The organism is Variovorax sp. PDC80, from assembly GCF_900115375.1.
Taxonomy (GTDB): Bacteria; Pseudomonadota; Gammaproteobacteria; order Burkholderiales; family Burkholderiaceae_C; genus Variovorax.
In genome coordinates this window covers 776294-798307 of sequence record NZ_FOWG01000001.1, presented here as the reverse complement: position 1 = coordinate 798307, position 22014 = coordinate 776294, and the positions used below count along the sequence as shown (strand labels likewise).

Here is a 22014-nt window from a genome sequence, read left to right as displayed (position 1 = left end):
GGTGTGTGGTCCTTCGAATCGATCCGGTAATGGCCCGTGCTCAGTCCAGCAGCACCGCCGCCACGGCGGTGGGTGCATCGGCCGGCGTTTCCGCGAGCGGCTCGAACTCGGTGATGTTGTCGATCTCGGTGCCCATCGCGATGTTGGTCACGCGCTCGAGCATCACCTCGATCACCACCGGCACGCCGTGCTCGGCCATCAGTGCCTCGGCGCGGCGGATCGCGGGGGCGATCTCTTCCTGGCGGTTGACGCGGATCGCCTTGCAGCCCAGGCCCTCGACCACCTTCATGTGGTCCACGCCGTAGCTGCTCTCGATGCCGGCGTCGGGGCCCGCGTTGATGTTGTCGAAGGCCAGCTGCACGCAGTAGTCCATCTCGAAGCCGCGCTGCGCCTGGCGGATCAGGCCGAGGTAGGAGTTGTTGACCACGATGTGGATGTAGGGCAGCTTGAACTGCGCGCCCACCGCGAGCTCCTCGATCATGAACTGGAAGTCGTAGTCGCCCGAGAGCGCGACGATCTTGCGCGTGGGATCGGCCGCGCGCACGCCGAGCGCGGCGGGAATGGTCCAGCCCAGCGGGCCGGCCTGGCCGCAGTTGATCCAGTGGCGCGGGTTGTAGACGTGCAGGAACTGCGCCGCGGCGATCTGCGACAGCCCGATGGTGCTGACGTAGCAGGTGTCGTTGTCGAAGTTGTTGTTCATGCACTGGTACACGCGCTGCGGCTTCATCGGCACTTCGTCGAAGTTGGTCTTGCGCAGCATGGTCCTCTTGCGCTCGATGCACGCGTTGGCCCACTCGCGGCGGCTCGGCAGCCGGCCCGCGGCCTTCATCTCCTCGGCCACCTGCACGAACAGCTCGAGCGCGGCCTTGGCATCGGAGACGATGCCGAAGTCGGGCGTGAAGACACGGCCGATCTGCGTGGGCTCGATGTCCACGTGCACGAACTTGCGGCCCTTGGTGTAGACGTCGACCGAGCCGGTGTGGCGATTGGCCCAGCGGTTGCCGATGCCCAGCACGAAGTCGGAGGCCAGCATGGTGGCGTTGCCGTAGCGGTGGCTGGTCTGCAGGCCGCACATGCCGGCCATCAGCGGATGGTCGTCGGGGATCGAGCCCCAGCCCATCAGCGTGGGGATCACGGGCACGCCGGTGGCTTCGGCGAAGCGCACCAGCAGTTCGCTCGCGTCGGCGTTGATGACGCCGCCGCCGGCCACGATCAGCGGGCGTTCGGCCGCATTCAGCATCTCGATCGCGCGCTCGATCTGGGCGCGGCTCGCGGCCGGCTTGTAGGGCTTGAGCGGTTCGTAGCTGTCGATGTCGAACTCGATCTGCGCCATCTGCACGTCGAAGGGCAGGTCGATCAGCACCGGGCCCGGGCGGCCCGAGCGCATCAGGTGGAAGGCCTGCTGGAACACCTGCGGCACCTGGCCGGGTTCGCGCACCGTCACCGACCACTTGGTGACCGGCTTGGAGATCGACTCGATGTCGACCGCCTGGAAGTCTTCCTTGTAGAGGCGCGCGCGCGGTGCCTGGCCGGTGATGCACAGGATCGGGATCGAGTCGGCCCAGGCCGAGTACAGGCCGGTGATCATGTCGGTGCCCGCGGGGCCCGAGGTGCCGATGCACACGCCGATGTTGCCGGCGACGGCGCGGGTGTAGCCCTCGGCCATGTGCGAGGCGCCCTCGACGTGGCGCGCGAGGATGTGCGCGATGCTGCCGCGTTGCCGCAGCGCCGAGTACATCGGATTGATGGCGGCACCGGGCACGCCGAAGGCCTGCGTCACGCCCTCCTTCTCCATCACCAGCACGGCGGCCTGGACCGCGGTCATCTTTGCCATTGAAAGTCTCCTTGAAAGCTTGGGTCCACTGTAGGAAGCGGGGCGGATTCCAAGAAGACGGCACGGGACCATAAAACCTATTCCATTGCGGAATAAGTGATTAGGATGGCGGCGATCCGAAGGAGTGGCGATGGACCGGCTGTTGGCAATGGAAATGTTCGTGCGCGTGGTGGAGACCGGCAGCTTCTCGAAGGCCGCGCTCGAGTTCCACACCACCCAGCCCACGGTGACCAAGCAGATCGCCGCCACCGAGGCGCGCCTGAAAGTAAGGCTGCTCAACCGCAACACGCGCGGCGTGAGCCTCACCGAGCCCGGCGCGCTCTACTACGAGAAGTGCAAGTCGATCGTGCGCGACGCCGAGGAGGCCGACAGCGTGGTGCAGCTGCGCCAGAACCAGGCCCAGGGCCTGCTGCGCGTCGGCACCTCGGTGGCCTTCGGCCGCCGCGTGGTGGTGCCGCTCGCGCTCGAGTACATGCGCCGGTATCCGCAGGTGCAGATCGACCTGAGCTTCGAGGACCGCTACGTGGACCTGATCGCGCAGGGCATCGACGTGGCGGTGCGCATGGGCAAGCTGGCCGATTCCTCGCTGGGCGCGCGCTACCTGGGCGCCAACCCCTGGGCCATGGTCGCCTCGCCGGCCTACCTGAAGAAGCACGGCACGCCCAGGCGCGCGCAGGACCTGAGCGCGCACGTGGCGCTGATCTACAGCAGCGTGGTGGGCGACGAGTTCTGGCGCATGCACACGCCCAAGGGCGAGCCGGTGACGGTGCCGGTGTCGGGCCGCTTCCGTTCCAACAACCTCTCGGCCGTGCTGGCGGCCGCGCGCGACGGCCTGGGCATCGCGCTGATGCCGCGCTACGTGGCCAGCGAATCGCTGGCCGCGGGCAAGGTGCGCGCGGTGCTGGCCGACCATGCGCTGCCCGAGCAGGAGATCCACGCGGTCTTTCCCTCGCCCAAGCTGGTGCCGGGCAAGGTGTCGAGCTTCGTGGCCTTCCTGCAGGGGCGCTTCGACGAAGGCTGGTGGGACGCCTGAGGCGTCCCCTCGCGCCTCAGGCCTTCACGAAGGCCCCGTGCAGCCCCAGCGGCAGCGCATAGGGCAAGGTGGCCTGCGCCACCGGCCCCGCGGCGAGGTGGTCGGCCGCGAAGCAGGACAGCACCGTGCACTTGCGGCCGAAGTCGAGCGAGGTGCCCAGCACCCAGCCCGGCTTCCTGCCGTCGGGCACGAACACATGCTCCTCGACGATCGACTGCGCGCCATGGACGAAGCGCTCGCTGCGGCCGCTCTCGACGTCGGTGCGCGCCACCGCCTGGAAGCCCGGCACGTCGGGCCGCGTCAGCGTGGCATGGATCACCTGGCGATGGCGCAGGCCGACGCGGCGCGGATCGATGCGCGGGAACTCGGCCTCCTGCGGCAGCACCTTCTGCGTGGCCCGGCCGGCGGCCAGGTCGAGCGTGGCGACGGTCAGGCGCGGTTCGTTCTGGCGCACGCGGTGCGCGCGCATCAGCTCGCGGTTGGTCGTGAACACCGACTCGGCATCCTCGGTGCGCACGTAGTCGATGTGGATGCGCGGGCCGCGCGGCGTGTCCTCCTCCCAGGCATTGCCGACATGGAACAGGAAGCCGGCCGGCAGGGTCAGCAGCTGGCGCCGCTCCCAGTCGCGCTTGTCGACCACCAGCGCGCGCATGCCGAGCTCGGGCCGCCAGACATGGGCATCGAGGAAGCTGGCGCCGGCCTCCTTGCGCTTGCCGTCGTACACCAGCGGCGGCATCAGGAACACCAGGTGTCGCTCGGTCACGGCGAAGTCGTGGACCATCGGCAGGTCGGGCACCGGCACCGCGGCGGCACGGCGCAGCGTGCCCTCGGGCGCGATCTCGTAGAGCGCGAGCAGGCTCGCACCCGAGCTCACGCCGAAGTTCCACACCGTGCCGTCGGGGTCCACCTTCGGATGGGCCGAGAACGGCATGCCCGCGAGGTCGGCGCGCCAGGTCTTCAGGCCCAGCGTGTCGAGCGTGCGCGCATCGAGGCGCGTGGCCGAGCCGCCTTCCCACAGCGCGAGCACCTCGCCCTGCAGCGGCAGCACGCTGGTGTTGGCGACGTTCATCGCGTCGGGCGAGGCCGGCGGCTCCGCGCCGGGCGGCACGGTACCGAAGGCCTCGACCAGCCGGCGCCCGGCGCGCAGCTCGGCCACGCGCTTGGGGGTGGCCACGTAGCGGCCCTGGTGCAGCACCTCGCCGCCCGCGATCGCGAAGCGGTGCACCATGCCGTCGCCGTCGAACCAGTGGTGGTAGCGCTCGCCGCCCAGGTCGTGGCCGGTGGGGCCGACGCGGAACAGCGTGCCGGCCACCGCGTCGGGGAAGCGCCCGCGCACCGTGGCGCGGGTCGGCGGCAGGTCGCCGGGCGGCGTGGCGAAGCCGATCTTCCAGGGGGCGTCGGCGGCCTCGAACTGGGCCTGCCAGTTCTCCTCGCCGGCCGCGCCGGCCGCTCGGGCCCAGGGCGCGAGCAGGGGCAGGGCGCCGGTGCCGGCCAGCAGGCGCAGCAGTTCGCGTCGTTGCATGGCGGCCTCCTCAGCGCAGGTGGATGGCGCTCTGCAGGTCGGCGTCGACGCCGATCGCCGCGGCCTCGAAGTCGGGCGCGCCGAGCTTGCCCTTGGCATCGTTCGAGAAGCCGTAGCGCTCGGTCGGCAGGCCCACGAGGTTGGTGTCGAGCTTGCCGTTGCCGTTCTCGTCGGCATAGGCGCGCACCGCATAGCGGCCGGGCGGCAGGCCCGCGAACACCACGCGCGCCTTGCCCTCGCGCAGCGGCAGGCTCTGCGAGGCCAGCGGCTTGCTGGCGCCGAAGCTGGCGGCATCGGCGTACAGCGCGATGTAGAGCGTGGCCTCGGTGGCCGGGCCCTCGGCCACGTTCAGGCTGAGGTCGGCGGCCCGCGCGCTCAGCGGCGCGAGCGTGGCGGCCGCGAGGGCGGCGACGGCGGTCGCGGCGTACAGGGTGCGCGCGGCCGGGCGGGGCAGGAAAGCGGGAAGGTGCATGGCGGTCCTCGTCGTGGTGGATGGAAGACCCGACGATCCCAAAGGCGGCGGCCGCTGCCCAGCGCCATGCGACGGAATGCGCGAATGCACGCGCGAAATGCGCGCAGGCCGGCGCGAACGGCCGGCCCCCACAGCCGGCTTCAGCCCTTGTGCTGGCCCTTGTGTTGGCCGCCGTGCTGGCCGTGGTGGCGGCCATCCTCGGCCTCGTCGGCCGGCTTTTCGTGGCCCGTGCCCACGTGGCCCGAATCGGCGAACAGGCTCCATGCCGCCATGAACAGCGCCGCCACCACCGGCCCGATCACGAAGCCGTTGATGCCGAAGATCGCCATGCCGCCGATGGTGGACATCAGCACGATGTAGTCGGGCATCTGCGTGTCCTTGCCCACCAGCACCGGGCGCAGGATGTTGTCGACCAGGCCGATCACGAACACGCCGACGAAGATCAGGATGCCGCCCTGCCAGAAATGGCCGGTGGCGAGGAAGTAGATCGCCACCGGGCCCCAGATCAGCGCCGCGCCCACGGCGGGCAGCAGCGACAGGAAGGCCATCAGCACCGCCCACAGCAGCGCGCCCTGCACGCCGAGGAACCAGAAGGCCAGCCCGCCGAGCGCGCCCTGCGCCACCGCCACTGCCACGTTGCCCTTGATGGTGGCGCGGATCACGGTGGTGAACTTGTTGAGCAGGTAGTGCGTGTGCGGCTTGGCCAGCGGCAGCGCGTCGCGCATGGTCTTCGACAGCGAGGCGCCGTCGCGCACCAGGAAATAGAGCAGGTACAGCATCACGAAGAAGCTGACCACGAAGTCGAAGGTGTTCTGCCCGATGGCCAGCGCCTGGCTCGCGATCAGCTGGCTGCCCTGGCCGGCGATGGTCGAGATGCGCGCCTGCCAGGCCGCCGCGTCGCCGAGGTTGAAGCGCTCGACCAGGTTCAGCAGCCACTGCGGCGTGGCGGCCAGGATCTGCTGGAAGTAGGCCGCGAAGTTGATCTGCCCCGAGCGGATGCTCTGCGTGACCAGCGCCACTTCCTGCACCAGCGACACGCCGATCATCGCCAGCGGCAGGATCACGATCACCAGGCAGATCGCGAGCGTGGACAGCGCCGCCGCGTTGGGCTTGCCGCGCATCTTCCTGAGCAGCCACTTGTAGAGCGGCGTGAACAGGATCGCGAGCGACACGCCCCAGAGCACCGCGCCGAAGAACGGCATCAGCACCCACAGGAAGGCGACGGTGACGACGGCGAGCAGGGCGAGGAACACGCCGCGCTGGAGTTGGGGAGAGTTCATGGTTGACCCGGACTGTAGCCGAGCCCGCCGGGCCGCCTCTGTAGTCGCGGGCCCCTTCGTGCGCCCCCGCCGGCGGCCGGCGCGGACCTAATGCACGTTTCTCAGCGCTTGGCGCGCGGCAAGGCCACCGGCGCCAGCGTGGCGCGCAGCCGTGCCGAGGCATCGGGTTCGGCGCTGGCCTCGACCTCGAGCGCGCGCTCGACGTTGCCGATGTGGGCCAGCATCAGGCTGCGCGCGCGCGCGCTGTCGCCGCGCTCGAGCGCGGCCACGATCGCCTCGTGCTCGGCGCAGGACTGGCCGGCCTCGTGCTTCGACTGGTAGAGCGTGGCCGCCAGCGTGGTGCGCGCCGTCAGGTCGCGCAGCACGTCGACCAGCAGCTGGTGGCCGAGCTGCTCGGCCAGGCAGACGTGGAAGTCGGCCAGCAGGAAGGCGCGGGTGGCGGCGTCGGCGCCCTCCACCGCGCGCTGCTCGTCGGCGATGTGGTCGCGCAGCTTGCGGATCACCTTCGCCAGCGGCCGGCCCTCGGGCTCCGAGAGGATGCCCGACTCGATGATGCGGCGCGCGCGGAAGGCGTCGCGCGCTTCCTCGGCCGAGGGCTCGACCACGTACCAGCCGCGGCGCGACTGCACCTCGACGAAGCCGCGCGCCTGCAGCTGCATCAGCGCCTCGCGCACCATGGTGCGGCTGACCGCGAAGTTCTCGGCCAGCGCCTGCTCGCCGAGCCGCTCGCCGGGCGCGAGCTTCTGCGCGAGGATCGCCTCGACCACGCGCTCGGCGATGACGGTGGGGCTGACTTCGGTGGTGCTCATCGGTGGCGGGGCGGCTTGCTTCAGTGGCGTTCGAGGGCGGCGCCGACGGGCGGCGCGCCGGATTCTGCCAGCGCCGGTTCATCGGGCGCCACGCGGCCGTCGAGCACCGCATGGGCGCGCTCGCGGTCGATGTCGCCTTCCCAGGCGGCGATCGCCACCGTCGCCACGCAGTTGCCGATCAGGTTGCCGAGCGCGCGCGCGATGCCCATGAACCAGTCGACCGACAGCACCAGCACCAGCCCGATCGCGGGAATGGCCGGAATCGCATGCAGGGTGGCGGCCAGCACCACGATCGCCGAGCCCGGCACGCCGTGCGCGCCCTTGGAGGTGACCAGCGAGATCGCGAGGATCGTCAGCAGGTCGGTCATCGTGATCGGCGTGTTGGTGGCCTGCGCGATGAACACCGCCGCCAGCGTGATGTAGATCGAGAAGGCGTCGAGGTTGAACGAGTAGCCGGTGGGGATCACCAGGCCCACCGTCGAGTCGCGGATGCCCATGCGGCGCAGCTTGGCCATGATCTGCGGCAGCACGCTGTCCGACGAGGTGGTGGCGAACACGATCGCGAGCTCTTCGCGCAGGTAGCGCAGCAGCTTCCACAGGCTGAAGCCCGACATGCGCATCACGAAGCCCAGCACCACGAACACGAACACCAGCACCGCGAGATAGAACAGCGCGATCAGCATGCCGAGCTGCTTGAGCGAGCCCACGCCGTACTGGCCCACCGTGAAGGCGATCGCGCCGAGCACGCCCAGCGGCGCCAGCTTGATGAGGATGCCCATGATCTTGAACAGCACCAGCGAGAGCGCGTCCACCACCACCGCCACCGGCTTGCCGCGCTCGCCGAGCAGCGACAGCGCGCAGCCGAACAGCACCGCGAACAGCAGCACCTGCAGCACGTCGCCGGTCGCGAAGGCGTTCACCACCGTGGTGGGGATCAGCTTCATCAGGAACTCGACCGTGCCGCCGCTGGTGAGCTTGTCGGCATTGGAGGCATAGGCGCTCATCGCGGCTGGATCGAGCTTGCCCGGATCGACGTTCATGCCCACGCCGGGCTGGAACACGAAGGCCAGCACCAGCCCCATCGCCAGCGCGATGGTGGTGAGCAGCTCGAAGTAGATCAGCGCCTTCACGCCGACGCGGCCCACGCGCTTCAGGTCGCCCGCGCCGGCGATGCCGTGCACCACCACGCAGAAGACCAGCACGGGAATGATCATCTTGATCAGCTTGATGAAGCCGTCGCCCAGCGGCTTGAGCTTGACGGCGAACTGCGGGGCCAGCAGGCCCAGCACCACGCCGATCAGCAGGGCGAGCACGACCTGGCCGAACAGGGAGCGGGTGAAACGACGCATGGAAATCTCCTGTGTTATTTGCATGCAAGTCGTCGGAAATCTTGCATACAAGCAATGTAGGCAAGAAAGGGCCTGGGTTGGCAGAGGGTATTCCCGGGCCTGTGGGAGCCCTTTCTTCAGGCATCGGCCCCATGAAAAATGCCCCGCATCGGCGGGGCATCGGGCTCGAAAGCGGGGTCCGCCTACTTCGCGGACAACAGGAACACCTGCTGCGTCTGGTCACGCTGCAGCCGCGTGGCATTGCGCGTGCTCGCGAAGGCGATGACGCCGCCCGAGGTCACGGGCCAGGTGTTGATGCCGGAGCCCTTGAGCAGCGTGCCGGTGTCCCAGCCCGCGGGCTTCTTGTAGACCGCGGTCATCACGCGCCAGCGCCAGTCGGCCGAGCGCGAGTCGAACCAGACCACGCGCACCGAGCCGTCCTTGTCCACGCCCAGGCGCGGGCGCTGGCTCATGGTGGTCGGCTCCGCGGCCAGCACCGTGGGGGCCGAGAAGGTCGCGCCGCCGTCGCCCGACACCGCCGCGAGCACCGCGATGTTCTTGCCGGCCGGCTCCTGCTCCTTGCTTTCCCAGGCCACGACCAGGTCGCCGTTGCCGCCGAAGATCACGTCGGGGTGGCGATCGGCGCGGTCGGTGGCGCCGAGGCTCACGGGCGTCTTCCACGCGCCGGCCGCGTCGCGCACCGCGACCTGCACCTGCCAGTCGTCGGGGTTCGAGCCGTCGCCGTAGGCGGCGGCGCCGGTCCACAGCGGATCCTGGTCGTTGCGGTTGTCCTGCCAGGCCACGGCGACACGGCCGTCGGCCGCGACCGTCAGGTTCGGCAGCACGGAAGCCGGGTAGTGCGGCGAGCGCGTGTCGTCGAGCACGCCGGCGTCGACCGACTTGCCGGCGCGCGAGAGGTTGCGCGGCTGCGCGTCGGTGCCGACCTCTTGCACCATGATGTCGAAGGGCTGGTCGGCCTGGATCTCCTGCCAGGCCAGCACCGGCTTGCCGCTCGCGGCCACGGCGATGTCCGGATGCTCGGCACGGCCCTCGAGCGAGCGCACGGTGTCGGTCGAGGCCCAGGTCGCGCCGCCGTCGGCCGAATGGCGCAGGTTGATGACCGGGCGATGCGGCACCTGCACCGCGTCTTCCTCCCAGGCCACCCAGACGTCGTTGCCGCGCACGGCCACGCGCGGGAAGCGCGCCTGGCCCTTGCCGCTCAGCGTCTGGCCGGCATCGCTCCAGACGCCCTTGGCATCGCGGCGGCGGTAGACCACCGTGCTGGTGGCATCGCCATGCATCTCGGTGACCACGTGCGTCACGCCGTCGGCGGTCACGAGGTCGGGGAAGCCGGCAAAGTCGCCGCGCGCACCGGCGACGCGCAGCGCGCCGTCGGCCACGCTGTCTTCCTTCGGCACGGCGATCTCGGCCTTGGCCTCGACCGGTGCCGGCGAGACGAAGATCGGCGACACGGCCGCCTTGAGCTCCATCGCGGCCGCGGCCGGCGGAATCGGCACGTTGATGCCGCGCACCTCGACGCGGTACCAGTCGGGCTGCGAGCCGGCGGTGATGTCGACCGTGTAGGTCTCGTCGTCGCGGGTCGGCTTGAAGGTCTTCATCGGGCCGGCGCTCTTGCCGGGCATGCGGAACAGCAGCACGTCCATGCCGGCGGCGCGCTGCACGCCGATGCGCAGGTGGCCGGTGGTGCCCGCGGGCACGAAGACCTCGTCGCCGCTCATGGCGGTGTAGCCGCCGCCCTTGAGGTCCGTGGTCATCGAGACGCCGGGGCCGGTCGGGTTGATCGACAGGCTGGTGTAGCCCGCGCGCAGCGCCTCGAGGATGCCGCGCTCGTTGTAGCCCTTGGCCAGCACCTTGGTCACCGGCATGCCGGGGCTGTTGAGATAGGGCGCGCCCCAGTACTCGCGGAAGTGGTTGTCGCTGGCGCCGGCCACGCCGAAGCGGAAGCCCGCGTTCCAGCGATTCTCGGCGTAGTCCATCTGCTTGTCCGGGCTCTTCGAGCGGTTCCAGACCTCGACCAGGTTGACGCCCTGCACGTTGGCGTTCACGTTGGGCGTGCCGTCGGCATTCGTCTCGCCGTCGTCGGCATGCGCGACCGACCAGATGGCGCCCTGGGAATGCGCATCCCAGATCGACTGCTGGACCAGCGCGAACTGCGCGCGGTCCGGATGCATGGCCCCCTGCTCGACCGAATCCACGCCGCCGAGCGCGATGGCGTGCGGCTTGCCGTTGGCTTCCTCGCCGCGGATCAGCAGCAGCGACGACGATTCCCACAGCGGGTCGTAGTGCTGGTCGTAGGTGCGGTGGTCGGTGAAGGGCACGAAGTCCAGGCCGGTGCGGCCGGCCTGGCCGATCTGGTCGGCCAGCGAGAGGTTGCCCTTGGCCTTGTCCTTGTTGAGCTGGCGCGGCGCGCTGCCGTCGTCCGAGTGGTCGTCGTGCACGTGGGTGTCGCCCTTGAACCAGGTGCCGGTGGGCGCGGCGTTCGCGGCCAGCGAGAACTTCGCCACCACGTTGCGGGCCTCGTCCATCTTCAGTTCGCAGACCTCGGTGCCTTCGCAGGCGCCTTGCCAGCCGTCGAAGACCGAGCCGCGCGCGGCGGTGGCGATGAGCTTGACGCTCGTGCCCTGGGCGTAGTCGGCGCTGCACTGGGTGTCGCAGGCGAGCGCGGTGTCGAGCGACTCCACGTCGCCGTGGCCGTCGCCCTGGAGGCTCACGGCCGCGGCGTGGCGCGCGTTCGGGTCCTCAGGCGTGCCGGGGCCGCCGGAGCCCCCCGAACCCTGGTCGGCGGGCGGAGGAAGAAAAGCGAATCCGCTGTTGCCCGAGCCGCCCCCGCACGAGGCGAGAAAGACTGCGCAGGCCACCGCGAGGAAGCGTTTGGAAAAAGACTGGGGCGTCGTGAACACCGTGAACCTCTGGAAAAGAAGACGGGTTCCGCAAGGCAGGGCTGCGCTGCGGGAAGAGTTCCGTCGAAATGAAAACCAAAGGATGGTGTTTGTTCGTTACATCGACATGAAAAATATTCAGTCTAATTTTCAACTCAGATAAATAAAACTCAAGTCCGGGCCGACGGTGCCAGCAGCGACTCGATCGTCGCGCGCAAGGTCTGCGCATCCACGGGCTTGTGCAGCAGCGGCCAGCGCGTGGCGCGCGCCTCGCGCAAGGCCTCGGACGAGGTCTCGCCCGTGATGAAGACCACCGGAAACTCGCCATGCAGTTCGCGCAGCCGCGCGACCAGCGCCGGCCCGTGCTCGTTGCCGCGCAGCCGCAGGTCCGCGATCAGCAGGTCGGGGCAGCCGCCGGCGTCGAACAGCGCCGCCGTGCCGGCGGCATCGAGGGCGGCGCGCACCTCGAGCTGCCAGGCCTGCAGCAGGGTCGTCATGCCGCGCACGATGTCGGGTTCGTCGTCGACCAGGTAGACCGTCGGCCGGCCGCCGGTCGTGGCCTCGAGCGCGGCGGCCGGCGGTGGCAGCACGGCCGCGGCCACGGGCGGCGGCGTCTCGTGCACGCCGGGCATGCGCACCTCGAAGCGGCTGCCGGCGCCGAGCCGCGAGCGCAGCGAGATGCGCGCGCCGATCAGCACGACCAGCCGCTCGACGATCGCCAGCCCCAGGCCCACGCCCTGGCTGCGGTCGCGGCCCGCGTTGCCGAGCTGGTAGAACTCCTCGAAGATGCGGTCGTGCTCCGCGGGGGCGATGCCCCTGCCGCTGTCCTCCACCACCAGGATGGCGCACAGGCCGTCGTGCCGCAGCCGCACGCGCAGGCCGCCGCGCTCGGTGTACTTGATGGCGTTGTCGATCAGGTTGCGCGCGATGCGCAGCACCGCGGTGGGGTCGCTCTCGAGCGTGACGGGCCGCAGCTCGCGCGTGAAGTACAGCCCCTTGGTCGCCGCGGCCGCCTCGAATTCGGCGCAGACGCTCGCGATCACCGCGTCGAGCGCGAAGCGCTGCCGCACCGGCACGTAGTGGCCCGAGGAGAGCTGCGACAGGTCGAGCAGCCCGTGCAGCAGCGCACCGAGCGAACGCACCAGCTGGTCGATGTGCGCGGCGACCTCGTCCAGCGTGGCCGGCGTGGGGCTCGCGGCCAGGATCGCGCTGTAGACCGACAGCGCGTGCAGCGGCTGGCGCAGGTCGTGGCTCGCGGCCGCGAGCACGCGCGTGCGCGCCAGCGCCGCGGCCTCCGCGCGCGTGACCGCCGCCTGGACCTCTTCATTGCTGCGCTCGAGGTGGCGCACCATCTCGTCGCGCTCGCGCCGGATCGCCACCGAGCGCGTGAGCAGCTTCTCGTTCTCGTTGGCTGCGAACAGCAGCGCGAGCATGTAGGCCATGGTCATCGCGGTGGTGGCCTGCAGGTGCTCGGGATGCAGCAACACCCAGGCGGTGGAGGTGGGCACGAGGATGGCGGCTGCGTAGACGCCGGCGAGCAGGCGCGAGGAGATCGAGACCGCGACCCCGATGGCCGGCAGCGCGACCAGGATGAAGGTCAGGAAGGTCTGGTTCAGCGCGCTGAGGTCGGTCTTGAACAGCGGCAGCATCACGCCGGCCTCGGCGCCGGCCAGGAAGCCCAGGGCGACCTGCTGGCGCAGGGCCTTGCGCAGGTCGAGGCGGGAGAGCCGCCGCAGCAGATGCCAGGCATGGGCGGCGCGCGCGCCCTCCATGCACAGCACCGCGACGGCCCACAGCGCGAACTCGACGAGCGGCACCTGCGGCAGCAGCACGAAGGCCGAGCCACCGACCAGCAGGGCCTGAACCAGCGGAATGCGCAGGGTGACGCGTGCATGCAGCTCGACGAACTCCCGCAGCAGTTCGCGCTGGAACGAGGCCTCTGCCGCGGGGTCGGGGAGGGCTGGCACGCTGTCCCCGCCGCGGTTCAGGAAGGACGCGGCAGGTCCAGCAGGCCGAGCCGCCCCGCGGTGATCACGGCCTCGGTCCGGTTGTGGACGTCGAGCGCCTCGAACAGCCCGCGTATGTATTCCTTGACGGTGTATTCGGACAGCCGCAGCTCGCGCGCGATCGTCTTGGTCGGCAGGGCCCGGGCCAGGCCGCGCAGCACGTCGAGCTCGCGCGGGCTCAGCGCCGGGCGCCGGGGTGCCACCGCGACGGTGCTCAGCACTTCCTCGGGCAGATGGATCTGGCCGGCCAGCACCCGTTGCAGCGCCTGCGTCAGGGTCGCGGGCGGCATGCTCTTGGGCACGAAGCTCATGGCGCCGGCATCGATGCAGGCATGCACGGTCGCGAGATCGCTGGTGGCCGAGACGATCACCACGGCGACATCGGGCGCGGCCGCCTTGAAGGCCGTGAGCGCATCGAGGCCGCGTTCGCGCGCGAGCGTGAGGTCGAGCAGGCAGACGGAGAGATCGGGATGCTCGGCGGCGAGCGCGGTCGCCTCGCCGAGGGTGGCGGCCTCGTAGACGGCCGCGCGGCTTTCCATGCCGGCGAGCAGCAGACGCAGACCCGCACGGAACAGTGCGTGGTCGTCCACGACAAGAATCTTCATCTTGTGCCTCTCCCTGCGCGGGGCCGGTGCTGGCTGCGCGGCCGCGTTTTTACACCATCGAGGGGGCTGGCGGCGCGTTGGCCCCTCGCATGAGGGGATGTGCGGCGGGCGCGGAAAAACTATGGTCGGCAGATGACGCTCAAGCGCCTTCATCAATTGCTGCGAGTGGCTTCGCACCTGCTGGACCAGGCGGCGGACGACGCCCACAAGACCCGGCTCCAACCCCTGTCCGACAACATCGAAAGAATAGGCCGTGCGCTGATCGAGGTGATGGAGGTGCAGCGGCAGATCCACCTCGTGCAGCCCGAGCTCCGGCTCCGCTCGCTGGCCGCGCCGGCGCGCGAGCGCGATGCCATCCTGCTGTTCGCGCGCTGCATGGCGGAGGCCATCGAGCTCGAGGAACGCGGCGAGACCCTGGCCGCCATCGCGACCTACGAATGGTTCATGGGCAATTCGCGCTCGCTCGCGCGGCGGGCGATCGCGAAGGCGCAGATACGGCGGCTGTCTTCGGCGTCGGAGCCGACGCGCTGAGCGCCGCGAGGCTCAGTGCAGCGTGCCCGGGTGCTCGGCTTCCAGGCGCAGGCGTTCGGTCTGCTGGGCCAGCGCGACGGTCTCGGCGATCTCGCGCAGCGTGAGCCGCCCGGCCAGTTCGGCTTCGCCGGCCAGCACGTGTTGCAGCGCTTCCTGGCCCTTGGGGCCGGCCAGCCAGGTGGAGGCCGACGAGACCGATCCGCCGCCGAAGCGCACCTGCAGCGCCTTGCCCGCGGCGCGGCTGATGCGCATGAATGCCTCATGGTCGGTCGCGGCCGAGGCCTGGCGCACCACCAGGCAGAAGGCCTCGAGCTTGTCGGTCTCCACGCGCAGGCGGCGGGCCCTGGCTTCGCTCGGGGCGGCCGCACCGAGCAGCGCCGATGCCGCGGCTTCGCTGAACAGGCGGATCTCGCGCCCTTCCTCCCAGGTGGCATCGCCGCGCGACAGCACCTCGACCCGCCGGCCCTGGGCCCGGGCCGCGCGCTCGGCGGCGGCGCGCGCTTCGTCGGCCTGGTCCGCGTGCCAGGCGAGCAGCGGCGCGTCCGCCGTGCCGTGCACCGCCCAGCGGCCCGCGGCATTGAGGCAGCGCGCATGCGTGTCCGGCCGGTCCGAGGCTGGCGAGGTCGAGAGGGAAAGGAACAGGTACGGGGTGGGCGACATGGGAGCGGGCTTCTCGGACGAGGGCCCGATTGTCCCCCTCGCGCCCGTCAGGCCGCCTTGCGCTCGTCCGATTTCCTGGCCGGCGCCGCCTTCGCACGCGCCGTCTTCTTCGCGGCCGTCTTCCCCGCCTTGGGCGCCGCGCGCGCGCCCTTCTTCGCGGCGGCCCCCGCCTTCGCGCCCTTGAGGCTGCGCGTCAGCAGCTCGGTCAGGTCGATCACCTTCGCGCCCGGGCCCGGTGCCTCTTCCTCGGGCTCGATCACCGTCTCGGTGTCGCCGGCCTTGACCTTCTTCTGCACGATCTTCATCACCGCGTGCTTGAACTCGTCCTGGAAGTCCTCGGGGTCCCAGGCGCCCGACATGTCCTTGACCAGCTGCTCGGCCATCTTCATCTCGGCCGGCGTGATCCTCGCGCTCTTCACGCCCTCGGGCGGCAGCTCCAGACCCTCGAGCGACTTCACTTCGTCGCCCCAGCGCATCAGGTTCAGCACCAGCGCCTTGCCCGAGGGCACGAGCACGGCCAGGTGCTGCTTGGTCGAGATCACCACCTTCGCGAGCCCGACCTTGCCGGTCTTCACGAGCACCTCGCGCAGCAGCGCGTAGACCTTCTGGCCCTTGTTGATCGGCGCCACGTAGTAGGGCCGCTCGAGGTAGACGAAGGGAATGTCGTTGGCATCGATGAAGCGCTCGATCTCGATGGTCTGCGTGGTGCGCGGAAAGGCGGCTTCGATCTCGGCCGGCGAGACGATCACGTACTTGCCGTCCTCGTACTCGACGCCCTTGACGATGTTGTCGCGGTCGATCTCGCGGCCGGTGCGCTTGTTGATGCGCTTGTAGCCCACCGGGTCCATGCTGCGCTTGTCGAGCCAGTCGAAGTCCACGCCCTGCTCGGTGCTCGCGGTGTGCAGGCCGACGGGGATGTGGACCAGGCCGAAGGTGATCGCGCCTTTCCAGAGGGTTCGGGTGCCGGTGGCCATGGTGGGTCCTCGTGATGGGTGGTGGGGGCGGTTCAGGAAGGCCGGCCGAAGCCGAAGGCCGTGCCGCGCGGCGCGGGCCGGGCCGAGGCCTCGGCGCTGTCGTCCTCGTCCTCGTCGGCCGGGGTCTGTTCCCTCGGCCCCGCGTCGAGGTCCTCGACCTGCTGCTGCAGCTTCAGCAGGCCGGCCGCCATCGCGCGCTGGTAGCTGTCGACGCCGCGGCGCGCACGGGCGATCGTCTGCACGTGGTCGTCGGCGTCGAGCTCGCCCAGCACCCATTCGAAGCGGCCGTCATCGGGCGCCTCGACGAACACCGCCAGACGGCGAAGCGGGAGCAGGGACATGGCACCACGATGCGCAGCCGAGCTGCTGTCGGGCGTAGGAAGCCGGCGGCTGATGGCGTCGGAAGGAGGGCGCAGCCGATGCGGCCGCGCTCAGCCGGCCAGCACCACGCGATCGCGCCCCAGCGACTTGGCGCGGTACAGCGCCTCGTCGGCCTGGCCGAGCATGTCGTCGATGTCGGCGCCCGGCTGCTGCGGCGCCACGCCGATGCTCACGGTGAAGGCGCCCACGGCGGCCAGCGGCGAGTCGGGAGGGAAGGCCTCGCCGGCGCTGGCCTTGACGCGCGCCGCCAGTTCGGTGGCCTCGGCGGGCGAGGCCTCGGGCAGCATCACGACGAACTCCTCGCCGCCATAGCGCCCGAGCAGGCCGTGGCCGCCGATGGCACGCTGCATGCGGCCGACGGCCTCGCGCAGCACGGCGTCGCCGGTCTGGTGGCCGAAGCGGTCGTTGATCGACTTGAAGTGGTCGACGTCGATCATCAGCAGCGCCATGCGCCGCGTCTTCGAGCCGCCGTCGCGCCCGGCCGCGGCCAGCTGGGCCTGGCAGGCGTCGAGCAGCGCGCGCCGGTTGAGCACGCCGGTCAGCGGATCGTGGGTGGCGAGGAACTCGAACTCCGAATGCATGCGGTCGGTCGCCATCAGGATGGCGGCGATCGACAGCAGCAGCACGGTGAAGGAGTACATCGAGATGTAGATCGACTGCAGCAGGGTCGCGTCCATCAGGCCGACGCCGGCCATGCCCAGCAGCGCCGACACCAGCCGCGCCAGGGCCACCAGCGCCTGCAGCAGCAGCAGCACGATCATCAGCCGCATGCCGAGCACGCGGCCGCGGTTGCGGATGTAGAGCAGCGCGTGGTTGAAGAACAGGGCGGCGACCAGCGCCGTGACGATCACCAGCCGGATCTCGTAGTCGGGCTTGAATTCGCTGAACCAGAACAGCGCGCAGGCCATCAGCACGGTCAGGCCGTGCCAGCCGGCGGTGTCGCTGCGGCCGTGCAGGAAGCGCTGGCTGCCGGCGTAGTAGAGGAGGCAGGCCTCGAACAGCACCACGTTCGCGACCACGATGGTGAGGAAGTCGGGCAGCACGTCGCGCGCGGCGAACAGCAGGGTGCTGACGAAGGCCACCAGCGGCGCCCAGGCCCACTCGCGCAGGCCCTGGATGGTGGCCGGGTAGCTGCGGCGCATGAAGAACACCACCACCGACATCACGACGCCCATCAGCCCCGCCAGCATGATGACGGAACGGGGGTCGAGGACGGAAGGCAGCGCAGCCATGGGACCGGATTCTGCATTGCCGCGCGCAGCCCGTGCCGGCGCGGGGCTGCGGGAGAACCCTGGGCGCGGCCCGATCTTCAGGAACGCGCGCTCACAACATCGCGAAACCGCCCGAGGCGCCCAGCGTCTGGCCGGTGACGAACAGCGCCCGGTCCGAGGCCAGGAAGGCCACCACGCCCGAGACGTCCTCGGGCCGCGAGAGCCGGCCCACGCCCTTGGCGATCGGGTAGACGTTGAGCATCTTCGGCAGCCGTTCGTCGTTCTCGACCGTGGCGTCCACGCGCAGCGGGCCGTCCTTGATGCCGGCGTGCGAGACCGCGCCCAGCGCGACCGAATTGACGGTGATCGCGTGCCGGCCGTGCTCGCGCGCCAGCGCCTTGCCGAAGCCGGCGATCGCGGCCTTGGCGCCCGAGTACACCGCCATGTTGGCCTCGCCGATGCGCCCGGCCTCCGAGATGATGTTGACGATGCGCCCGCCCTTGCGCGCCACCATGCCCGGCAGCACGGTGCGGCAGCAGTGCATGGTGCCGTAGACGTTGAGGTTGACGATCTTGGCCCAGTCCTCGATGGGCATGTCGAGGAAGGGCGGCGTGCGCCCGCCCTTCTCGCGCCGCTCGGGAATGATGCCGGCGTTGTTGACCAGCACGCTGACCGGCGCGTCGAAGTGCGCCGTACCCTTGGCGACCATGGCCTCGACCTGGTCGGCGCGCGTGATGTCGGCCGGCGCCGCGATCGCCTGGCCGCCGGCGGCCGCGATCTCGGCCGCCACCGCTTCGGCACGGTCGGCGAACAGGTCGTTGACGATGACGCGCGCGCCCTCGGCCGCGAGCTCGATGCAGATCTGGCGGCCGACGCCCTGGCCGCCGCCGGTGACCAGCGCGACCTGGCCTTCCAATCCGAGTTTCATGGGATGCGTTCCTTGTCTTGTAGGGGATGGGGAAGAATGGAGGGAAGGGCTCAGCGGCCGGTGAACACCGGCTTGCGCTTCTCGACGAAGGCGCGCATGCCTTCCTTGCGGTCCTCGCTGTCGATGATCATGGCGGCCGCGTAGCGCTCGTACTCGAGGCCCGAGTCGAGGTCGGTCTGCATGCCGCGGTTGATGGCGCGCTTGGCGAAGCGCACCGCCAGCGGCGGATGCTCGGCGATGCGCTGGGCCATCTCGAGCGCGGCGGGCATCAGCTCGGCTTGCGGCAGCACGCGGCTCACGATGCCGTAGCGCAGCGCGGTGTCGGCGTCGACCAGGTCGGCCGTGAGGATCAGCTCCTTGGCGCGCGCCTCGCCGATCAGCCGCGGCAGCCGCTGCGTGCCGCCGGCCGCGGGAATCACGCCGAGCTTGATTTCGGGCAGGCCGAAGCGCGCGGCCTGCGAGGCCAGGCGGATATCGGCGCACAGCGCGATCTCGAGCCCGCCGCCGAGCGCCACGCCGTTGATGGCGGCGATCACCGGCTTCTCGAACTCCTCGATGTTGCGGAACAGGTCGTGCGTGGCCTTCTGTGTCACGAAGTAGTCGGTGCCGAGGGTGGCGTGGCCCGCGCGTTCCTTGATGTCGGCGCCGGCGCAGAAGGCGCGCTCGCCGCTGCCGGTGACGAGGACGGCGCGCACGCGCTCGTCGGCGCGCGCGTAGTCGAAGAAGGCGCGCGCGAGGTCGGGCTTCATCGAGCCGCCGAGCGTGTTCATGCGATCGGGCCGGTTCAGCGTGACCACGGCGACGTTGCCGCGCACTTCGTACAGCAGGGTTTCGAGGGCAGGGGTGTTCGGGTTCATGGGGAGCTTCTTCCTGTGTCGTCTGTTCTTCAGCCGCGCGCCGTGCCGCCGAGCACGTGCGCGATCGCCACCGACCCGAGGCCGATCATGTGGGCCATGCCCCAGCGCGCGGCCGGGTGCTGGCGGCCCTCGGCCTCGCCGCGGATCTGGCGCACGATCTCGGCGACCTGGCCGATGCCCGTGGGCCCGAGCGGATGGCCCATGCCGATCAGCCCGCCCGAGGCATTGATGGCACAGCGCCCGCCGATGCGCGAGTCGCCGCGCTCGAGGTAGGCCGCGCCTTCGCCCGGCTGGCACACGCCCACGGCCTCGCTGTAGAGCAGTTCCTCGACCGAGAAGGCGTCGTGCAGCTCGAGCAGGTCGAGCTCGGTGGCGCCGATGCCGGCCTGCTCGAGCGCGGCGCGCGCGCTGTCGCGCACCAGCTCGATCGGGCCGTCGCCGTAGCGGGTCTCGTCGCGCTCGCTGCTGGCGGCCGAGGCGTGCACGCGCACGCAGCGCGCAGGATCCAGCCCGAGCCGCGCCAGCGCCTGGCCCGACACCAGCAGCACCGCGGCGGCGCCTTCGCCGCGCGGGCAGCACTGCTGCACCGTGAGGTCGCCCGCCACCTTGGGCGAGGCCAGCACCTGCTCGAGCGTGCGCGGCTTGCGGAACTGCGCGTAGGGGTTGAGCGCGGCGTTGCCGTGGTTCTTGACGGCTACCTTCGCCATCGACGCCATGCCGCCACCGTGCTCGCGCAGGTAGCTGCGCGCCATCAGCGCGAACTTCACGGCCGGGATGGTGGCGGTGTCGCTCAGGCGTTCGAGCCCGTCCTTGTTGGCCGCGCGGCGGCCGTCGCCATGCTTGTCCACGCCCATCGCGAGCACCACGTCGCTGATGCCGTGCGCCACTTCCATGCAGGCCTGGCGGAAGGCGAAGGAGCCCGAGGCCGAGGCGTTCTCGACCTGCGTCACCGCGAGCCCGGTCGCGCCCAGGTGGCGCAGCATCACGCGGCCCGCGGCCATGCCGATCGAGGTGGTGCCCACGTAGGCGGCCTGCACCTGCTGCCAGGCCAGGCCGGCATCGGCCAGCGCGGCGCGCACGGCCGTGAGGCCCAGGTGGGTGTAGGGCGTGTCGCTCGGGAACTGGTAAGGGTGCAGGCCGATGCCGACCACGTAGACGCCGCCGTTGCCGGCCAGCCAGTTGCTGCTGCTCATGCCGCCGCTCCTTGCGCATCCGCCGGCACGAAGTGGCAGCCGTAGTGCTCGCCCGAGGGCAGCGGCACCGCCACCGCGCGCAACGCCATGCCCGGCGCGAGCAGGCTTTCGTCGGCCACGCCGATCACGCCTTCCTCCACCACCTGCTCGGCGATGCGGATGTCGCCCGCGATGCTGGGCGCGCTCAGGCCCGGCACCATCGGCACGTGCAGGGTCACGTACTCGAGCAAGGTGCCACCGCCGGGCTTTGCCACCTGCGCCGAGGCATCGATGGCGTGGCCGCAGTGCATGCAGCCCGGCGCGTTGGCCGGAAAGCTCAATTGCCGGCATTGCGGGCACTGGGCGAACAGGAAGTCGAGCGAGCGGCCGTCGGCCGCGAGCCGGTAGAGCGTGGGCCGCAGGGGCTGGAGCGTGGTCAGGTCTGGGGTCATGGAGGAAAGAGTCGCGGAGGGAAGGAAGAGGCGTGGGGTCAGTCGATGCGGGCGCCCGATTGCTGCACCACCTCGCGCCAGCGCACCATCTCGGTCTTGACGAACTCGCCGAGCTTCGCGTCGCGCAGGTCCTTGAGCGGCACGCTGCCGAACTTCTCGGTGACCTGCAGCATCTCGGGGTCGACGATGGCCAGCGCGATCGCATCGCCTAGCTTCTTCACGACCTCGGGCGGCGTCTTCGCGGGCACGAAGACCGCGCTCCAGGCCGAGGACTCGGCGCGCGGGAAGCCGAGCTCGCCCACGGTGGGCACCTCGGGCATCACCGACAGCCGCGCGCGGCCGGTCATGGCGAGCGGCTTGAGCTTGCCGGCCTGCACGAAGGGCATGACCACCACCGGGTAGTCGAACATCAGGTCGAGGTTGCCGGCCATCAGGTCGGTCAGCGCCGGGCTGCTGCCCTTGTAGGGCACGTGGGTCATCTTGGTGCCGGTGGCGACCTGGAACAGCTCGGCCGTCAGGTGCGTGCCGGTGCCCGGGCCGGCCGAGCCGAAGTTGAGCTTGCCGGGGTTGGCCTTGGCGTAGGCGATCAGTTCGGGCACGGTCTTGAACGGCCGGTTCGGGTTGATCACCAGGATCAGCGGCGTCTCGGACATGGCGTGCACCGGCACGAAGTCCTTCACCGGGTCGTAGCGGATGTTCTTGTAGAGCGCGAGGTTGGCCGCCTGCGTGCCCTGGGTGCCGTAGATCAGGGTGTAGCCGTCGGGCGCCTGACGCGAGGCTGCCTCCACGCCGATCGAGCCGCCCGCGCCGGGCCGGTTGTCGACCACCACCGGCTGCCCCAGCTTGTCGCCCACGATCTTCGCGAGCACGCGCGAGGTGTTGTCGGTGATGCCGCCCGGCGTGAACGGCACCACGAAGGTGATGGGCTTGGTGGGCCAGGCCTCGCCGGCCGCCCGGGCGGTGCCGCCGAGCAGGGCGGACACGGCCGCCAGCCCCACGAATGCTGTCTTCCAGAACTTCTGCATGCCTTGTCTCCGGGTTTGTTTTGGGTCTCGTTTA

Annotated in this window: 20 protein-coding genes; 2 read left to right on the top strand and 18 right to left on the bottom strand. The window is 70.5% G+C overall.

The window, feature by feature from the left end:
• Window positions 1–40: 40 nt before the first annotated feature.
• On the bottom strand, window positions 41–1834 hold the full coding sequence (gcl, locus tag BM109_RS03535) for a glyoxylate carboligase (protein WP_057591558.1): 1794 nt from the start codon (window positions 1832–1834) through the stop codon (window positions 41–43).
• A 130-nt stretch (window positions 1835–1964) separates the two neighbouring features.
• Here gcl and BM109_RS03530 point away from each other — a divergent pair, with 130 nt between their 5' ends.
• Window positions 1965–2867: a LysR family transcriptional regulator gene (locus BM109_RS03530; protein ID WP_057591557.1), complete on the top strand. Its 903-nt coding sequence runs from the start codon at window positions 1965–1967 to the stop codon at window positions 2865–2867.
• Between the two features lie 16 nt (window positions 2868–2883).
• Here the strand turns inward: BM109_RS03530 and BM109_RS03525 are convergent, their stop codons facing one another.
• The 8 genes from BM109_RS03525 to BM109_RS03490 form a co-directional block, all read right to left on the bottom strand.
• Window positions 2884–4389, bottom strand: coding sequence for a carotenoid oxygenase family protein (locus BM109_RS03525; RefSeq protein WP_093340576.1), 1506 nt, complete (start codon window positions 4387–4389; stop codon window positions 2884–2886).
• A gap of 10 nt (window positions 4390–4399) precedes the next feature.
• Window positions 4400–4861, bottom strand: coding sequence for a DUF2141 domain-containing protein (locus tag BM109_RS03520; RefSeq protein WP_093340575.1), 462 nt, complete (start codon window positions 4859–4861; stop codon window positions 4400–4402).
• A gap of 140 nt (window positions 4862–5001) precedes the next feature.
• Entirely contained in the window at window positions 5002–6141 is a 1140-nt protein-coding gene (locus tag BM109_RS03515; protein WP_093340573.1) for an AI-2E family transporter, read from the bottom strand.
• Window positions 6142–6242: 101 nt separating this feature from the next.
• The gene (locus BM109_RS03510; protein WP_093340571.1) at window positions 6243–6950 is read right to left on the bottom strand and encodes a GntR family transcriptional regulator; all 708 of its coding nucleotides are present in this window, start codon (window positions 6948–6950) and stop codon (window positions 6243–6245) included.
• Between the two features lie 20 nt (window positions 6951–6970).
• Window positions 6971–8299, bottom strand: a complete 1329-nt coding sequence (locus BM109_RS03505; protein WP_093340570.1) for a C4-dicarboxylate transporter DctA — start codon at window positions 8297–8299, stop codon at window positions 6971–6973.
• A 182-nt stretch (window positions 8300–8481) separates the two neighbouring features.
• A complete protein-coding gene (locus tag BM109_RS03500) occupies window positions 8482–11010 on the bottom strand; it encodes a CehA/McbA family metallohydrolase (protein ID WP_093340568.1) in 2529 nt (842 codons plus the stop codon).
• A gap of 338 nt (window positions 11011–11348) precedes the next feature.
• The gene (locus BM109_RS03495) at window positions 11349–13145 is read right to left on the bottom strand and encodes an ATP-binding response regulator (RefSeq protein WP_093340567.1); all 1797 of its coding nucleotides are present in this window, start codon (window positions 13143–13145) and stop codon (window positions 11349–11351) included.
• Between the two features lie 17 nt (window positions 13146–13162).
• Window positions 13163–13789: a response regulator gene (locus BM109_RS03490; protein ID WP_177239234.1), complete on the bottom strand. Its 627-nt coding sequence runs from the start codon at window positions 13787–13789 to the stop codon at window positions 13163–13165.
• A gap of 165 nt (window positions 13790–13954) precedes the next feature.
• Here BM109_RS03490 and BM109_RS03485 point away from each other — a divergent pair, with 165 nt between their 5' ends.
• Entirely contained in the window at window positions 13955–14320 is a 366-nt protein-coding gene (locus tag BM109_RS03485) for a hypothetical protein (RefSeq protein ID WP_256222320.1), read from the top strand.
• A 12-nt stretch (window positions 14321–14332) separates the two neighbouring features.
• Here BM109_RS03485 and BM109_RS03480 read toward each other — a convergent pair whose 3' ends face one another.
• The 9 genes from BM109_RS03480 to BM109_RS03440 form a co-directional block, all read right to left on the bottom strand.
• The gene (locus BM109_RS03480; protein ID WP_093340562.1) at window positions 14333–14980 is read right to left on the bottom strand and encodes a hypothetical protein; all 648 of its coding nucleotides are present in this window, start codon (window positions 14978–14980) and stop codon (window positions 14333–14335) included.
• A gap of 47 nt (window positions 14981–15027) precedes the next feature.
• Window positions 15028–15954, bottom strand: a complete 927-nt coding sequence (locus BM109_RS03475) for a non-homologous end joining protein Ku (RefSeq protein WP_093340561.1) — start codon at window positions 15952–15954, stop codon at window positions 15028–15030.
• A 32-nt stretch (window positions 15955–15986) separates the two neighbouring features.
• Window positions 15987–16295 carry a hypothetical protein gene (locus BM109_RS03470; protein ID WP_177239233.1) on the bottom strand — a complete coding sequence of 103 codons (309 nt, stop codon included), beginning with the start codon at window positions 16293–16295 and terminating at the stop codon, window positions 15987–15989.
• A 90-nt stretch (window positions 16296–16385) separates the two neighbouring features.
• Complete coding sequence (locus BM109_RS03465; RefSeq protein ID WP_093340559.1) at window positions 16386–17567, bottom strand: GGDEF domain-containing protein; 1182 nt, start codon at window positions 17565–17567, stop codon at window positions 16386–16388.
• A gap of 91 nt (window positions 17568–17658) precedes the next feature.
• Window positions 17659–18474, bottom strand: a complete 816-nt coding sequence (locus BM109_RS03460; protein ID WP_093340558.1) for an SDR family NAD(P)-dependent oxidoreductase — start codon at window positions 18472–18474, stop codon at window positions 17659–17661.
• 50 nt (window positions 18475–18524) lie between these two features.
• Window positions 18525–19331 carry an enoyl-CoA hydratase/isomerase family protein gene (locus BM109_RS03455; protein WP_093340556.1) on the bottom strand — a complete coding sequence of 269 codons (807 nt, stop codon included), beginning with the start codon at window positions 19329–19331 and terminating at the stop codon, window positions 18525–18527.
• 29 nt (window positions 19332–19360) lie between these two features.
• Window positions 19361–20524 carry a thiolase family protein gene (locus BM109_RS03450; protein ID WP_093340555.1) on the bottom strand — a complete coding sequence of 388 codons (1164 nt, stop codon included), beginning with the start codon at window positions 20522–20524 and terminating at the stop codon, window positions 19361–19363.
• Window positions 20521–20955 carry a Zn-ribbon domain-containing OB-fold protein gene (locus BM109_RS03445; protein WP_093340553.1) on the bottom strand — a complete coding sequence of 145 codons (435 nt, stop codon included), beginning with the start codon at window positions 20953–20955 and terminating at the stop codon, window positions 20521–20523. The genes BM109_RS03450 and BM109_RS03445 overlap by 4 nt, the downstream gene beginning before the upstream one ends.
• A gap of 38 nt (window positions 20956–20993) precedes the next feature.
• Window positions 20994–21980: a Bug family tripartite tricarboxylate transporter substrate binding protein gene (locus tag BM109_RS03440; protein WP_093340552.1), complete on the bottom strand. Its 987-nt coding sequence runs from the start codon at window positions 21978–21980 to the stop codon at window positions 20994–20996.
• Window positions 21981–22014 lie beyond the last annotated feature (34 nt).

Excerpts from the sequence above, each read along its gene's own strand:
- gcl (WP_057591558.1), bottom strand. The coding sequence starts at position 1,834 with ATGGCAAAGATGACCGCGGTCCAGGCCGCCGTGCTGGTGATGGAGAAG.
- BM109_RS03530 (WP_057591557.1), top strand. The coding sequence starts at position 1,965 with ATGGACCGGCTGTTGGCAATGGAAATGTTCGTGCGCGTGGTGGAGACC.
- BM109_RS03525 (WP_093340576.1), bottom strand. The coding sequence starts at position 4,389 with ATGCAACGACGCGAACTGCTGCGCCTGCTGGCCGGCACCGGCGCCCTG.
- BM109_RS03520 (WP_093340575.1), bottom strand. The coding sequence starts at position 4,861 with ATGCACCTTCCCGCTTTCCTGCCCCGCCCGGCCGCGCGCACCCTGTAC.
- BM109_RS03515 (WP_093340573.1), bottom strand. The coding sequence starts at position 6,141 with ATGAACTCTCCCCAACTCCAGCGCGGCGTGTTCCTCGCCCTGCTCGCC.
- BM109_RS03510 (WP_093340571.1), bottom strand. The coding sequence starts at position 6,950 with ATGAGCACCACCGAAGTCAGCCCCACCGTCATCGCCGAGCGCGTGGTC.
- BM109_RS03505 (WP_093340570.1), bottom strand. The coding sequence starts at position 8,299 with ATGCGTCGTTTCACCCGCTCCCTGTTCGGCCAGGTCGTGCTCGCCCTG.
- BM109_RS03490 (WP_177239234.1), bottom strand. The coding sequence starts at position 13,789 with ATGAAGATTCTTGTCGTGGACGACCACGCACTGTTCCGTGCGGGTCTG.
- BM109_RS03480 (WP_093340562.1), bottom strand. The coding sequence starts at position 14,980 with ATGTCGCCCACCCCGTACCTGTTCCTTTCCCTCTCGACCTCGCCAGCC.
- BM109_RS03475 (WP_093340561.1), bottom strand. The coding sequence starts at position 15,954 with ATGGCCACCGGCACCCGAACCCTCTGGAAAGGCGCGATCACCTTCGGC.
- BM109_RS03470 (WP_177239233.1), bottom strand. The coding sequence starts at position 16,295 with ATGTCCCTGCTCCCGCTTCGCCGTCTGGCGGTGTTCGTCGAGGCGCCC.
- BM109_RS03465 (WP_093340559.1), bottom strand. The coding sequence starts at position 17,567 with ATGGCTGCGCTGCCTTCCGTCCTCGACCCCCGTTCCGTCATCATGCTG.
- BM109_RS03460 (WP_093340558.1), bottom strand. The coding sequence starts at position 18,474 with ATGAAACTCGGATTGGAAGGCCAGGTCGCGCTGGTCACCGGCGGCGGC.
- BM109_RS03455 (WP_093340556.1), bottom strand. The coding sequence starts at position 19,331 with ATGAACCCGAACACCCCTGCCCTCGAAACCCTGCTGTACGAAGTGCGC.
- BM109_RS03450 (WP_093340555.1), bottom strand. The coding sequence starts at position 20,524 with ATGAGCAGCAGCAACTGGCTGGCCGGCAACGGCGGCGTCTACGTGGTC.
- BM109_RS03445 (WP_093340553.1), bottom strand. The coding sequence starts at position 20,955 with ATGACCCCAGACCTGACCACGCTCCAGCCCCTGCGGCCCACGCTCTAC.
- BM109_RS03440 (WP_093340552.1), bottom strand. The coding sequence starts at position 21,980 with ATGCAGAAGTTCTGGAAGACAGCATTCGTGGGGCTGGCGGCCGTGTCC.